At 64.5% G+C, this 13,919-nt stretch carries 18 protein-coding genes; 12 read left to right on the top strand and 6 right to left on the bottom strand.

Annotation, left to right across the window (positions count from 1 at the left end; translation table 11 throughout):
* From urtE to ureG, 12 genes are all read left to right on the top strand, one after another.
* Window positions 1-702 (top strand): urea ABC transporter ATP-binding subunit UrtE, encoded by a 702-nt coding sequence (gene urtE / locus MB84_RS01310; protein ID WP_046290450.1) that lies wholly within the window; start codon window positions 1-3, stop codon window positions 700-702.
* A complete protein-coding gene (locus MB84_RS01305) occupies window positions 702-1,544 on the top strand; it encodes an urease accessory protein UreD (RefSeq protein WP_046290449.1) in 843 nt (280 codons plus the stop codon). The genes urtE and MB84_RS01305 overlap by 1 nt, the downstream gene beginning before the upstream one ends.
* A 300-nt stretch (window positions 1,545-1,844) precedes the next feature.
* The gene (locus MB84_RS01300) at window positions 1,845-2,525 is read left to right on the top strand and encodes an amino acid ABC transporter permease (RefSeq protein WP_046290448.1); all 681 of its coding nucleotides are present in this window, start codon (window positions 1,845-1,847) and stop codon (window positions 2,523-2,525) included.
* Entirely contained in the window at window positions 2,522-3,172 is a 651-nt protein-coding gene (locus MB84_RS01295; protein ID WP_046290447.1) for an amino acid ABC transporter permease, read from the top strand. The genes MB84_RS01300 and MB84_RS01295 overlap by 4 nt, the downstream gene beginning before the upstream one ends.
* Entirely contained in the window at window positions 3,159-3,881 is a 723-nt protein-coding gene (locus tag MB84_RS01290; RefSeq protein ID WP_046290446.1) for an amino acid ABC transporter ATP-binding protein, read from the top strand. The genes MB84_RS01295 and MB84_RS01290 overlap by 14 nt, the downstream gene beginning before the upstream one ends.
* A 46-nt stretch (window positions 3,882-3,927) precedes the next feature.
* Window positions 3,928-4,230: an urease subunit gamma gene (locus MB84_RS01285; RefSeq protein WP_039394912.1), complete on the top strand. Its 303-nt coding sequence runs from the start codon at window positions 3,928-3,930 to the stop codon at window positions 4,228-4,230.
* A 77-nt stretch (window positions 4,231-4,307) separates the two neighbouring features.
* Window positions 4,308-5,003 carry a HupE/UreJ family protein gene (locus tag MB84_RS01280; protein WP_084009550.1) on the top strand — a complete coding sequence of 232 codons (696 nt, stop codon included), beginning with the start codon at window positions 4,308-4,310 and terminating at the stop codon, window positions 5,001-5,003.
* A gap of 28 nt (window positions 5,004-5,031) precedes the next feature.
* Window positions 5,032-5,337, top strand: coding sequence for an urease subunit beta (locus MB84_RS01275; protein ID WP_046290445.1), 306 nt, complete (start codon window positions 5,032-5,034; stop codon window positions 5,335-5,337).
* Window positions 5,334-7,034, top strand: coding sequence for an urease subunit alpha (gene ureC, locus MB84_RS01270; protein ID WP_046290444.1), 1,701 nt, complete (start codon window positions 5,334-5,336; stop codon window positions 7,032-7,034). Before MB84_RS01275 ends, ureC begins: the two co-directional genes overlap by 4 nt.
* 69 nt (window positions 7,035-7,103) lie before the next feature.
* Window positions 7,104-7,886 (top strand): urease accessory protein UreE, encoded by a 783-nt coding sequence (gene ureE, locus MB84_RS01265; RefSeq protein ID WP_046293289.1) that lies wholly within the window; start codon window positions 7,104-7,106, stop codon window positions 7,884-7,886.
* On the top strand, window positions 7,855-8,580 hold the full coding sequence (locus MB84_RS01260; RefSeq protein ID WP_046290443.1) for an urease accessory protein UreF: 726 nt from the start codon (window positions 7,855-7,857) through the stop codon (window positions 8,578-8,580). Before ureE ends, MB84_RS01260 begins: the two co-directional genes overlap by 32 nt.
* A 74-nt stretch (window positions 8,581-8,654) precedes the next feature.
* Window positions 8,655-9,293: an urease accessory protein UreG gene (ureG, locus tag MB84_RS01255; RefSeq protein ID WP_046290442.1), complete on the top strand. Its 639-nt coding sequence runs from the start codon at window positions 8,655-8,657 to the stop codon at window positions 9,291-9,293.
* A 26-nt stretch (window positions 9,294-9,319) separates the two neighbouring features.
* On the opposite strand, the gene MB84_RS31665 is transcribed toward ureG, so the two are convergent.
* From MB84_RS31665 to MB84_RS01225, 6 genes are all read right to left on the bottom strand, one after another.
* Window positions 9,320-9,610, bottom strand: a complete 291-nt coding sequence (locus MB84_RS31665) for a type II toxin-antitoxin system RelE/ParE family toxin (RefSeq protein ID WP_046290441.1) — start codon at window positions 9,608-9,610, stop codon at window positions 9,320-9,322.
* 14 nt (window positions 9,611-9,624) lie between these two features.
* The gene (locus tag MB84_RS01245) at window positions 9,625-9,816 is read right to left on the bottom strand and encodes a hypothetical protein (RefSeq protein WP_046290440.1); all 192 of its coding nucleotides are present in this window, start codon (window positions 9,814-9,816) and stop codon (window positions 9,625-9,627) included.
* A 147-nt stretch (window positions 9,817-9,963) separates the two neighbouring features.
* A complete protein-coding gene (locus MB84_RS01240) occupies window positions 9,964-11,043 on the bottom strand; it encodes a TraB/GumN family protein (RefSeq protein ID WP_065225827.1) in 1,080 nt (359 codons plus the stop codon).
* Entirely contained in the window at window positions 10,962-11,990 is a 1,029-nt protein-coding gene (locus MB84_RS01235) for a peptide ABC transporter ATP-binding protein (protein ID WP_211279332.1), read from the bottom strand. Before MB84_RS01235 ends, MB84_RS01240 begins: the two co-directional genes overlap by 82 nt.
* A complete protein-coding gene (locus tag MB84_RS01230) occupies window positions 11,987-13,000 on the bottom strand; it encodes an ABC transporter ATP-binding protein (RefSeq protein WP_046290438.1) in 1,014 nt (337 codons plus the stop codon). The genes MB84_RS01235 and MB84_RS01230 overlap by 4 nt, the downstream gene beginning before the upstream one ends.
* The gene (locus tag MB84_RS01225; protein ID WP_046290437.1) at window positions 12,997-13,917 is read right to left on the bottom strand and encodes an ABC transporter permease subunit; all 921 of its coding nucleotides are present in this window, start codon (window positions 13,915-13,917) and stop codon (window positions 12,997-12,999) included. The genes MB84_RS01230 and MB84_RS01225 overlap by 4 nt, the downstream gene beginning before the upstream one ends.
* Window positions 13,918-13,919: the final 2 nt, after the last annotated feature.

Genomic DNA, 13,919 nt, shown 5'->3' with positions numbered 1-13,919 from the left:
ATGCTGGAAATTCACGCACTCAATCAGTTCTACAGCGGCAGTCACATCCTGCGCAACGTGGAGTTCACGGTGCCCGACGCACAACTCACCGTACTGCTCGGACGCAATGGCGTGGGCAAGACCACGCTCCTCAAATGCCTTATGGGCGTGGTGCCGGTGAAGTCGGGCAGCATCGCGTGGCGGGGCAAAACGCTGACGTCGGCCCCGTCCTATGCGCGCGTATCGAGCGGCATGGCGTACGTGCCGCAAGGGCGCGAGATCTTTCCGCGTCTGAGCGTCGAAGAGAACCTGCTGATCGGCGCCGCAAGCCGTCCGTCGCGCGAAGCGAAGCGTGGCGTGCCGGACGACATCTACGAACTATTCCCCGTGCTGCGCGACATGAAGCAGCGACGCGGCGGCGATCTGTCCGGCGGGCAGCAGCAGCAACTCGCCATCGGACGCGCGCTCATGAGCGAGCCGCAACTGCTGATTCTGGACGAGCCGACGGAAGGCATACAACCGTCGATCATCAAGGACATCGGTCGCACGCTGCGACGTCTGGTGGACGAGCGTGGCATGACGGTGCTGCTGGTCGAGCAGTACTACGACTTCGCGCTCGAACTTGCGGACCACTATCGCGTGATGAGCCGCGGCGCCATCGTCGCAAGCGGGCTGGGCAAGGACATGGAAGCCGACGGCGTGCGGCACATGGTGGCGGTGTGATGGCGTCGACGGAAACCGGCTGGCACGCCGAGCTGACGCTCGGCTTCGAGCGCCATGACGCCCGCACGGTGCTCGCGACGCGCCGTCATCAGGGGCCGCTCGTCGTGCAGAAGTCGTTGCATCCGGAAGGCCCCGGCATCTGCCATGCGGTCGTCGTGCATCCGCCTGGCGGCATCGCGGGTGGCGATGCGTTGTCCATCGATATCGACGTCGGCCGCGATAGCCACGCTGTGCTGACGACGCCCGGCGCGACGAAGTGGTACAAGTCGCAAGGCCGCTTCGGCACGCAGGACATTACGCTGACGGTGCACGACGGCGCGAAGCTCGACTGGCTGCCGCTGGAGAACATCGTGTTCGAGCACGCGGATGCGCGTCAGCGCGTGACCGTGCGGCTGGGCGAGAACGCGACCGTCATCGGCTGGGACGCGACGCTACTTGGTCGTCAGGCGGCGGGGGAACAGTGGACGCAAGGCCGCTGGCGCTCGAACTTCGCCCTGCGCGACGCGCAGGATCGCCTGCTGTGGGCGGAACAGGCGGTGCTCGGGGCGGACGATCCGCAGCGCACCGGCGCGACCGGCCTTGCGAGCTTCCCCGTCTTCGCGGCGCTCTGGGCGGTCGGACCGGCGTGTACACGTGAGTTGGCCGAGACCTTGGCCGAGGGACTGCCGTTCAGCGAGGACATTCGTGCCGGTATCACGTGCCTGCCCGGCAACGTCCTCGTCCTGCGCGTGCTCGGTCGCGAGATGGAGGCGGTACGCCAATTGCTGATCGCCCATTGGCTCAAGCTCCGTCCGGTCGTGCATCAGGTACCGGCGGAACCGCTTCGGATCTGGGCGACGTGAGGGCGTTGCCGACGCACCAATACGGTGAATGCGTCGGCATCCTGCCTTCGATACCCACCCCATTCGGACGAATGCGCACCAACATAGGGCAAACCGAAAAATCGCCGATCGGTCAGCCCATCGCCCGCCGCATTGACCGACGTACCCCGCCGCGATTTCCCGCCCACCTGCGCACCACTCGGCAGCGTCAGGCACGAATCCTGCTACCCCACTGTATCGACCGGTCTGACCAGACGCGCCGATCCTTTGCATCCCCCTTTTCGCTCCCTTTTCGCTCCCTTTTCGCCCCCATGCCGCCTAATGCACTACGTCCTTGATTTCGCCGACCTGCGGCAGTACTTCGCGCTGTTCGTGCGCGGCGCCGCGCTGACGATTGCGCTCACGGCCGTCTCCACGGTCATCGGCGTGGCCATCGGTGCGCTGTGCGCCGCTGCGCGCGAGGAAGGCTCGAACGCGCTCAGGTTTTTCGCCGGACTGTATGTCGAACTGTTCCGTAATACGCCGTTCATCGTTCAACTGTTCTTCATCTTTTTCGGGCTGCCCAGCGTCGGCGTTCATATCGACGAGACGAGCGCCGCCATCATCGCCATGAGTCTCAACCTCGGCGCGTACGCGACCGAGATCATTCGCGCCGGCATGCGTGCCGTACCGCGCGGGCTATCCGAAGCCGGTCTCTCACTCGCCATGACGCGCGGGCAAATCCTGCGTCACGTAATCCTGCCGCAAGCGTTCGCCAAGGTGTTCCCGGCGCTCGCCAGCCAGATCGTCATCGTGATGCTCGGCTCGGCCGTCGTCTCGCAAATCTCGGTCCCCGATCTGTCGTATGCGGCCAACTTCGTGCAGTCGCGCACGTTCCGCGCCTTCGAGAGTTATCTGATCGTCACCGCGCTGTATCTGGTGCTCGCCATCGCGCTTCGTCGTGTGCTGATGCGCGCCGCACGCCGACTGTTTCGCGGCATGGTTAAGGGAGGCGCGCGATGATCGAGTTTTCAATAGCGGACATGTTGCGCGGGCTGATTCTCGCCGGACGCTGGACGCTCGCGCTCTCAGCCATCGCCTTCGTGTGCGGGGGACTGGTCGCGCTGCTGCTTCTGGTGATTCGCGTCGGACGTGTGCAGTGGGCCGCGCGCGCCGTGGCGCTGTACATCGAAGTGTTTCAGGGCACGCCGCTGCTCATGCAGCTCTTCCTGGTGTTCTTCGGGCTGCCGCTGCTCGGTCTGGAAGTGTCGCCGTGGGTCGCGGCGGCCGTGTGTCTCACGCTCTACACGAGCGCTTACCTCACCGAAATCTGGCGCGGCTGCGTCGACGCCATCCCGCACGGTCAGTGGGAAGCGTCGTCCAGCCTGGCGATGCGTTACGGCGAACAGTTGCGTCACGTGATCCTGCCGCAGGCGCTGCGCATCGCGATTGCGCCGACGGTCGGCTTCTCGGTGCAGGTCGTCAAGAGCACAGCACTCGCCTCGATCATCGGCTTCAACGAACTCACCAAGACCGGCACCATGCTCACCAATGCGACGTTCCAGCCGTTCACCGTGTACGGCCTTGTCGCGCTGCTCTACTTCGCTGCCTGCTATCCGCTGTCGCTGTGGGCGCGTCATCTCGAAAGGAAACTCCATGCCGCTAATTAAAGTCCGGGGCATGCAAAAGCGCTTCGGCGAGAACCCCGTGCTGCGCGGCATCGACATGGAAGTCGAGCGCGGTCAGGTTGTATCGATCATCGGCAAGAGCGGCTCGGGTAAGAGCACGCTGCTGCGCACGCTCAACGGTCTGGAACGGTTCGAGGCGGGTAGCGTGGACGTGGACGGCGTACTGGTCGGCGCACGCGACACCGATCTTCGCGCGCTGCGTCTGAAGGTCGGTATGGTGTTCCAGCAGTACAACCTTTTTCCGCATCTGACGGCGGGCGAGAACGTGATGCTCGCGCAGAAGGTCGTCAAGAAGACCGCGAAGCACGACGCCCGCGAAGTCGCCCGCACGATGCTCGCCAAAGTGGGGCTGGCCGACAAGTTCGACAGCTACCCGTCGCAACTCTCGGGCGGTCAGCAACAACGCGTGGCGATTGCGCGTTCGCTCGCGATGCACCCTTCGGTGCTATTGTGCGACGAGATCACCTCGGCGCTCGATCCCGAACTCGTCGCGGAAGTGCTCAAAGTGTTGGAAGACCTCGCCGCCGAAGGCATGACGCTGATTCTCGTCACGCACGAGATGCGCTTTGCACGTCATGTATCGGATCGTGTGGTGTTCATGCATCAGGGGAAGATCTGGGAGTCCGGCGACCCGGAACAGCTCTTCACGCAACCCGCAACGCCGGAATTGCAGCGGTTCATCGCGCAATGACATTTCACCCTTTGCTCACCCTTCGCACCGAAATTCACTCGTCACGATGAAGCTCACTCCCCGCGAAAAAGACAAGCTGCTCATCTTCACCGCCGCCCTGCTGGCCGAGCGCAGGCGCGCGCGCGGCCTGAAGCTGAACTATCCGGAGGCCGTGGCGTTCATCAGCGCCGCACTGATGGAGGGCGCGCGCGACGGACGCACCGTCGCCGATCTCATGCACTACGGCACGACGCTGCTCACACGTGACGACGTCATGGAAGGGGTGCCCGAAATGATTCCCGACATTCAGGTCGAAGCCACGTTTCCCGACGGCACCAAGCTCGTCACCGTGCATCACCCGATTCCGTAATGTGACAGTACGCAAGCATCGCCTGTCATCGATCACCATCGACAACAACACTTCGCTGCACTTTAAGGATGCCCCCCATGGCCCGCCTCGAAAACACGATTGACGCGCACATCGCGCTTGCCGTCTCTGCCCGCTCTACCGACGCGGGTCGTCCTCGCCGCCATACGGCCCATACAGCCCTCACGGCCCGCGCCCGCGTGGCGACCGGCCTTGCGCTGCTTGCCACGTCGGGTGTCGCGCTGGCCCACCCGGGGCATCCGGGTCACGACGCCGTGAGCAGCTTCGCCGCCGGTTTCCTGCACCCGCTGACCGGCGCGGATCACCTCTGCGCAATGATCGTCGTGGGGCTATGGAGTTCGCTGACGTCCAAACGCGTCTGGGCGGCACCGCTCGCCTTCGTTGCCATGCTGGCAGCCGGTGGCCTGCTCGGGATGATGCACTGGTTCGCGTTGCCCGGCGTGGAGCCGATGATCGCCGTTTCGCTGCTCGTCCTCGGCCTCATGCTCGCGACGCGCGCGCAACTGCCGGGATGGGCGGGCGCAGCGGTCGTCGGCACGTTTGCCGTCTTCCACGGTTTCGCGCACGGCGCGGAGTTGCCCACGGAGGCCAGCGCGACGCATTACATGGCCGGTTTCCTCGTCGCGACCGGCATGCTGCACTGCCTCGGCATCGCTGCCGGTGTGGCGCTGCGCCATCGCACGGTGTGGGTACCGCGCGTGCTGGGTGCAGGGGTGCTCGCCTATGGCGTAACGCTGCTCGCAGCAGCAGCCTGACGTCGGTTGCTGCCGCCAGGAGACGCCCATGATTCCCGGAGAACTGCTCCCCGCCGCTGGCGACATCACGCTCAACGAGGGGCGTGAGACCCTCAGCGTGACTGTGGCCAACACCGGCGACCGTCCGATCCAGATCGGCTCGCATTTCCACTTCTACGAAGTCAACGACGCCCTGCAATTCGACCGCGAAGCGGCGCGCGGCTTTCGGCTGAACATCGCCGCCGGTACTGCGGTCCGCTTCGAACCGGGGCAACAACGCACGGTAGAACTCGTCGCGCTGGCGGGGGACCGCCGCGTTTATGGTTTCGCGGGTCGCGTCATGGGGGCGCTATGAAGATCTCTCGCCGCGCCTACGCGGAAATGTTCGGCCCGACCACGGGCGACCGGTTACGTCTGGCCGATACGGAACTCATCGTCGAAATCGAACGCGATTACACGATCTACGGCGAAGAAGTGAAGTTCGGCGGCGGCAAGGTGATTCGCGACGGCATGGGGCAATCGCAACGCACCCGTGCGGACGTGGTCGACACCGTCATTACCAATGCCGTCATCATCGACCATTGGGGCATCGTCAAGGCGGACATCGGCCTGAAGGACGGACGTATCTGGGGCATCGGCAAGGCCGGCAACCCCGACATCCAGCCCGGCGTGACGATCCCGCTCGGGGGCGCGACGGAAGTCATCGCCGGTGAAGGCATGATCGTCACGGCAGGCGGCATCGATTCGCATATTCACTTCATCTGCCCGCAGCAGATCGAGGAAGCGTTGTCCTCGGGTGTGACGACACTGCTCGGCGGCGGCACCGGTCCCGCAACAGGCACCAATGCGACCACCTGCACGCCGGGGCCGTGGCACATGGAGCGCATGTTGCAGGCCGCCGACGGCTGGCCCATCAACCTCGGCTTTCTCGGCAAGGGCAACGTCAGTCAGCCCGCACCGTTGATGGAACAGATCGAAGCCGGGGCGATCGGGCTGAAGTTGCACGAGGACTGGGGGTCGACGCCTGCGGCCATCGACGCCTGCCTCTCGGTGGCCGACGCGACCGACACGCAGGTCGCGATTCACACGGACACGCTGAACGAAGGCGGCTTCGTCGAAGCGACGGTCGCGGCCATCAACGGGCGCACGATCCACACGTATCACACCGAGGGGGCGGGTGGCGGTCACGCGCCGGACATTCTGAAGGTGTGCGGTGAGCCGAACGTGCTGCCGTCGTCCACCAATCCGACACGGCCTTACACCGTCAACACGCTCGACGAGCATCTCGACATGCTGATGGTCTGCCATCACCTCGATCCGGCGATTGCAGAGGACATTGCGTTTGCCGAGTCGCGCATTCGTCGCGAGACGATTGCGGCCGAAGACATCCTCCACGATCTCGGCGCGCTGTCGATGATCTCGTCGGATTCGCAGGCCATGGGGCGCGTCGGGGAAGTGGTGATGCGCACCTGGCAGACGGCGCACAAGATGAAGGTGCAGCGTGGCGCGCTGGGTACGGACCCGTCGGCGTCGGACAACTTTCGCGTGAAGCGGTACGTGGCGAAGTACACCATCAACCCGGCGATCACGCACGGCATGGCGCACGAAATCGGGTCCATCGAAGTCGGGAAGTGGGCCGATCTGGTGTTGTGGGAACCGGCGTTCTTCGGCGTGAAGCCGTCGCTGATTCTCAAGGGCGGCATGATCACGACGGCGCTGATGGGTGACCCGAACGCGTCGATTCCGACGCCGCAGCCGGTGCATTACCGCGAGATGTTCGGCGCACGGGCGGGGGCACTGGCGCGGACGTCGCTGACGTTCGTCTCGCAAGCAGCGTACGATGGCGACGTGGCCGGTCGCTTCGGGCTGGCCAAACGCATCGTGCCGGTGCGCAATATCCGGCAGGTGACCAAGGCCAACATGATCAATAACGACTGGTTGCCGAACATCAGCGTCGACCCCGAGACCTATCAGGTCATCGCAGACGGGCAAGTGCTGACGTGCGAGCCCGCCACCGTGTTGCCCATGGCCCAACGCTACTTTCTTTTCTGACCTCGCCGAGCCATGTCGCAAGATTCCGAACTCTCCGCATCCGGGAACCCTCCGTCGTCGACCACGACTTTGCGTCGTGTCGAAAAGCGCTTCGAAGCGGGACGCATCGCCGCCCCGCTCGCGCGCCGCGCCCCGGCGCTCGTGCTGCCGTTCGACGCACGCAGCAAGAGCCGTCTTCGCGCGACGCTGGAGACCGGTGAAGAGGTCGCACTGTTTTTGCCGCGCGGCACGGTACTACGCGGAGGCGATGTGCTCGTCGCAGACGACGGGCAGTTCATCCGCGTGGAAGCGGCGGCGCAGACGGTGCTGCTCGTGAGCGCGCCGAGCGCCCTCGCGCTCACGCGCGCGGCGTATCACCTCGGCAATCGTCACACCCCCGTGGAAGTGGGCGACGGATACCTCAAGCTCGAATACGACCCGGTCCTGCGCGACATGCTGCTGCGACTCGATGTCGACGTCGCCGAAGCGTTGATGCCCTTCGAGCCGGAAGCCGGTGCTTACGGTGGCGGTCACAAGCACGGTCACGATGCGACTTACGCCGAAGACTTCGAACTCGCACAGCGCGTGTTTCACGAGCATCACGGTCATGATCATGATCACGGTCATGACCACGGGCATGTTCATGGTCCGGGCTGCGGTCACGATCACTCGCATGCGCATAGCCACGACCACGACCACGACCACGACCACGACCACGGACACGGACACGGACACCATGATCACGGCCATGTGCACGGCCCCGGCTGCGGCCACGATCACTCGCATAGTCACGATCAAGCTGTCCCCACCGGTAACGAACCCGCTTCAATGAGCCCGACCGATGACGGCAAGCCTGCCCAGTCCTCTCACTGAGCCTGTCGCGGCGGCGTCGCTGCAATCGCTCGCGGCGCTGCTTCATCTCGCCTCGCCTGCGCTGCCCATCGGTGCCTTCAGCTATTCCCAGGGCCTCGAAGCAGCCGTCGAGCACGGCATCATCCACGACGCCCCCAGCGCCGAGCGCTGGATCGCCAGTCAGCTCGACGGCGTCTTCACCACCGGCGAAATGGCACTGCTGGCGCGTCAATGGCGTCACTGGCAAGCGCGGGATATCTCGGCGTTACGCCACATCAACGACTGGTTGCTCGCCACGCGTGAGACGGCAGAGCTGCGCGCCGAGACCGAACAGATGGGCTGGTCGCTCACCCAACTCGCGGTATCGCTCGAATGGGGCGATGCCGAGCAACGCGAGCAACTGTCGTCGCTCAAACCGATTGCGCTGCCGACGGCCTTCGCCTTCGCCGCGCTGACGCACGGCGCCCCGCTGCCCGACACGCTCGTCGCTTACGCGTTCAGTTGGCTGGAGAATCAGGTCGCCGGGGCGCTCAAGGCGGTGCCACTCGGGCAGTTGGCGGCACAGCGCGTCATCGTCTCGCTGCGCCCGCGGGTGGTCGACGCCGCCAATCGAGCCGCGTCGCTCCCGGACGATCAGATCAACACGTTTTCCCCGGCGCTCGCCATTCTGGCATCGCGCCACGAAACACAGTATTCACGGCTGTTCCGTTCGTAGGACGCGAGTTTTCGCGTCACCTAATTCGTCATTTCCTGCGTCATTTTTCACTCACCGCCACCATGACATTCGCCATGACGACATCCGCTAACGCCCGTCGCACCAAGAAAAATCCGCCGCTGCGTGTGGGCATCGGAGGCCCGGTCGGCTCCGGCAAGACCACATTGACCGAGATGCTCTGCAAAGCGATGCGCGATCGCTACGATCTCGTCGTCATCACCAACGACATCTACACGAAGGAAGATCAGCGTCTGCTCACCGTCGCTGGCGCGCTGGAACCTGAGCGGATTCTCGGCGTGGAGACCGGTGGCTGTCCGCACACCGCGATTCGCGAGGATGCATCAATCAATCTCGAAGCCGTGGAGCGCATGCTGGATCGTTTTCCGGATGCGGACGTGGTGTTCATCGAGTCCGGCGGCGACAACCTTGCGGCAACGTTCAGCCCCGAGTTATCGGACCTGACGATTTACGTGATCGACGTGGCTGGCGGCGAGAAAATCCCCCGCAAAGGCGGCCCGGGCATCACGAAGTCGGACTTGCTGGTGATCAACAAGACCGACCTTGCACCGTACGTCGGCGCGTCGCTCGACATCATGCGCTCCGACACCCAGAAGATGCGCGGCATGCGTCCGTTCGTGATGGGGAACATGAAAGAAGGCAAAGGCCTTCAGGAAATCATCAGCTTCATCGAAGCGCGAGGGATGCTGGCGTGAGGTGAGGCGCGGGCCGCCGGGTGTTGCTACGACATGGGGATGTCCTGCCGTCTGACATGATGTACGGCGAGGACCTCTACGTACTCCTCCTCAACTTTGTATATAACTCGGTAGTTTTTGTGGACCGTTAGATGGCGGGTTCCCGGAATATCGCCTTGCGGGCCGAATTCCGGGAAAATCTCCAACCGGTCGACAGACTTCCTGAACAACTGATTCAGCCGCCGCACCGCATTTCCGTCCCGCTCGGCGATATCTCTCAATATCCGCTTTCGTTCGCCTGCCGCTTCGACGGTCCACTGGATCCGTCGATAGTTCATTACGCAGACTCACTTCATCCGAATAGGGCTTCACACTCGGCTTCTACAATTTCGGCGGAAAGTACACGGCCAGCTGCGACATCGGCCAGGCCTCGCAACACTTTCTCGTGGATGATCCGCGCTTCGTCGGTGCCGGAAAAGGCCGTTTGGTTGGAAGGAAACGGCTGCACCGTCGGACGGTGTGGGAATTGTTCAACAATCTGCATCGTGATTCCTGACCAGGATTTGGGCGGGGGGCCACTCACGCGAGTGTTGCCAAATTAATCGTCAGGAAGGGGGCGAGTCAATCGGGTCGGGAGATTTCTCGGGCGATTCCCATGCGGATCGCCCATGCTTCTTATGTGCCGACCGAATTACCGCTGGGCGACCGAAAACCCGTGTTCGCGAAGCAGTTGGAGAATCCCGTGCGGGCCGCCCAGATGCAACGTGCCGACCGCAACGAACACCGGCTTGCCCGGGTCCGCCAGGAACAGCATCCGTGCCAGAAAGCGACGGTTGCGCGAGTAGAGAATGCGCTCGTCGATCGCGTCGGCCAACGTCGCATTGCGTCGCACTTGCAGCGCCTTGCTCTGCGACCAGTCGAATACCAGTTCGGCATCGCCCGCGCGCCACAAGCGGTGCAACTCCTCCACCTGCGCCGTCGCCTTCTTAGGTGTGAGCACCAGCTCCTGCGCCAGCAGCTCGTTTTGCTGCGCCGCCGTCAGGCCGGTGAAGGCGTCCGTCTGCTCGGCAAGCGACTCGAGGCCGACGATGCGGCCACGATAGATGTTCTCCAACTGGTTTTCCGTGCCGTACTCGGTCTGGAGGTCGGCGCCCATCGAATCCAGCGTCTCGACGAGCAGCGCCGCCAGCCACGGGCGCATGTGGCGAATCTCGGCGAGCATCGCCGGGTTGCCCTTGAGACGGTCGCGCAACTGACGCCAGAGCGGCGCCGGAATCAGCCTCGGCAGGCACGCGCGCGAACACATGCCGTATTTCTGAACGTCGTCCTGCGACATCGTCAGGTCGTCGGGCGACAGCTCGAACGCCACCACCTTCGACACGCGCAGCGCATCGACCACCACTTTGCGGAACGGATAGTCGTCGGGTTTGCCCACATGCAACGTGCCCATCACGTAGATGGTCATGTCACCCTTGCGCGCTTCGTAGAACGGGAGATTGGCGCCCGGCGGCGGTTCCCCCGGCTCAGGCACCACCAACGGGAACGTTCGCGGCGCCACCGCGCGCGGAACGGCGGTCGTCGCCGCGTCCAGCGTGACGGCCAGCGTCATCAGCAAGCAACCCAGCAGCCAGCCGGTCAATGCAACGCCCCGGCGCACATGCGTCGCGCGTGGTGGTCCACCCAATCTCGTTATCCCTCTATCTCTTCGACCCGATGGCACGCTACCCGGCGTCCTTCGAGCTCTCGCAATTGCGGCACTTTCTGACGGCATCGGTCGACCGCATACGGACAGCGCGGCGCAAACGCACACCCAGGCGGCGGGCGCAGCGGCGACGGCAACTCGCCGATCAGCGGAATTTTCACCCGCCGCTCGGACGCCTTGATCGCCGGGGTCGCCGACATCAACGCCTTCGTGTACGGATGCAGCGGTTTGCCGAACACGGCGGCCTTGGGACCGTGTTCGACCGCGCGGCCGAGGTACATCACCATGACGTCGTCGGCCACATGCTCGACCACCGCGAGATTATGCGACACGAATACGTAACTCGTCGCGTATCGGTCCTGCAAATCCATGAAAAGATTCAGGATCTGTGCCTGAATTGAGACATCCAGGGCCGAAACAGGCTCGTCGGCGACCACAATCGCCGGCGACAGGATCATCGCCCGGGCAATCGCCACCCGCTGACGCTGGCCGCCCGAGAACATGTGCGGATAACGCGCCACATGCTCCGGGCGCAGTCCCACGGTGCGCATCATCGCGGCGATCTTCTCGCCCCGCTCGGCGCGGCTAAGCGACGTGTTGATGGCCAGCGGCTCGTCGAGCGCCTGTCCCACCGTCTTGCGCGGATTGAGCGACGCGTACGGGTTCTGGAACACCATCTGGATGCGCGTGCGCAACGGCGCCAGCTCGCCAGCCGACGCCGCCGTGGTCTCGGTCGCGTCGACGAAGAGCCTGCCGGACGTAGGTGTTTCGATCAACGTCAGCACCCGCGCCAGCGTCGATTTGCCGCACCCCGACTCGCCGACCACGGCGAGCGTACGTCCCGCTTTCAGCTCGAACGACACGCCGTTCAGCGCCTTGACGCTCGCCTGCCCGCGCAGCAACCCGCGGTTGACGGTGTAAAAACGCGTCAGATCCTGCGCGGCCAGCACCACGCGGTTGTCCGGCGCACTCGCCTGCGGACTGGCCGGAGGCGTCGCAAATACCGTTTCGCTCATTGCGCCCCTCCCGTCGACTGTCCAATCGCCACATCGCCCATGCCATGCGGCAACGGCTTGAAACACCGCACCATCGGCGAACCCACCGCGCCCGGCCCGACATAGGGCGTCAGCGCGGGCTGCACTTCGCAGCAATGATCGTCGGCATAGGGACAGCGCGGCGACAGCAGACAGCCCGCCGGCCGGTCGTCGCGCCCCGGCACCACGCCCGGCAGCGTGCGCAAGCGACGCCCCCCCCGGTTATGTTCCGGAATCGCGGATAGCAGCGCCTCCGTGTAAGGGTGATGCGGCGCGTCGAATAGCGCCGGCACCTGCTGGACTTCGATGACCTGCCCCGCATACATGACGGCCACCTTGTGCGCGACTTCCGCCACGACCGCGAGATCGTGGGAAATCAGCACGAGCGACATGCCGTAGTCCTTCTGCAGTTGCAGCAACAAGGCCATGATCTGCGCCTGGATCGTGACGTCCAGCGCAGTCGTCGGCTCGTCGGCAATCAGCAGTTTGGGACGGCACGCAATCGCCATCGCGATCATGACGCGCTGGTTCATCCCGCCCGAAAGCTGGTGCGGATAGGCACCGAGCCGGTTGGCAGCGTCGGGAATCTCGACCTGCTCCAGCAGTTCGACGATCCGCTCACGCAGCGCCCGTCCGCGCAATCCCATGTGGCGGCGCAGCACCTCGCCGATCTGATAGCCGATGGTGAAGCTCGGATTCAGGCTGGTGAGCGCGTCCTGGAAGATCATCGAGACGTCGCGCCCGACGATATTGCGGCGCTCGCGTCTGGACGCATGGAGCAAGTCGCGACCGTCGAAACGCACTTCGTCGGCGGTGACGTGACCGGGGGCGTCGATAAGGCCCATGAGCGCGAGCATCGTCACGCTCTTGCCGGACCCGGATTCGCCGACCACGCCGAGGATTTCGCCCTGGCCGACGTCGAGGTCGATGGCGTCGACAGCGCGTGCGCCGTCGAAGTCGACCGATAGATTTCGAATGGAGAGCAGGCTCATGCGATGCGTTTCAGTTTGGGGTCGAGGGCATCGCGCAGGCCGTCGCCGACCAGATTGATGGCAAGGACCGAGATGACGATCGCAAGTCCCGGCAGCGTCACAATCCACCAGGCACTTTCCATATAGTCGCGTGCGGACGCGAGCATCGAGCCCCACTCCGCGAGCGGGGGTTGCACGCCAAGGCCGAGAAAGCCGAGTGCCGCTGCATCGAGAATGGCCACCGAGAAGCTCAGCGTCGCCTGCACGATGAGCGGTGCCGCGCAGTTCGGCAGCACGGTGGAGAACATCAGCCGCAGCGTGCCCGCCCCCGCCATGCGCGAGGCGACGACGTATTCGCGCTGCAATTCGCCGATGGCCGCCGCGCGCGTCAGGCGCACGTACGCGGGCAACGTCACGATCGCAATCGCGATGGTCGTGTTGGCCAGGCCCGGGCCGATCACGGCCACCACAGCCACCGCCAGCAGCAGCGAGGGCAGCGCCATCATCATGTCCATCAGACGCATGATCGGCGTGTCGAGCCAGCGCGGGAAAAACGCCGCCAGCAGCCCGAGCAGAATGCCCGGAATCAGCGACAGCACCACCGACGACAGACCGATCCAGAACGACAACCGCGCGCCGAAGATCAGCCGCGAAAGAATGTCGCGTCCGGCTTCGTCGGTACCGAGCAGGAAGCGCGCATTGCCGCCCTCGAACCACGCCGGCGGAATCTTCACGAAGTCGCGGTATTGCTCGATGGGACTGTGCGGGGCGATGAGCGGCGCGAGCAGCGCGGCCGCAAACATCAGCAACAGGATGATGGCCGCGACGGTTGCGCCGCGGTTGGCGGTAAAGCTGCGCAGGAACTCCCGGATCAGGCGCGCGCGCGGCGTGGCCGTGACGGCGTCGGGAGGCGGCAGCGTAGCAGGCGTGTCACTCATTG

The sequence above is a fragment of the Pandoraea oxalativorans genome, from assembly GCF_000972785.3.
GTDB classification, from domain to species: domain Bacteria; phylum Pseudomonadota; class Gammaproteobacteria; order Burkholderiales; family Burkholderiaceae; genus Pandoraea; species Pandoraea oxalativorans.
The sequence above is the reverse complement of the archived record's forward strand: the minus strand, read 5'-3'. Positions and strand labels throughout refer to the sequence as shown.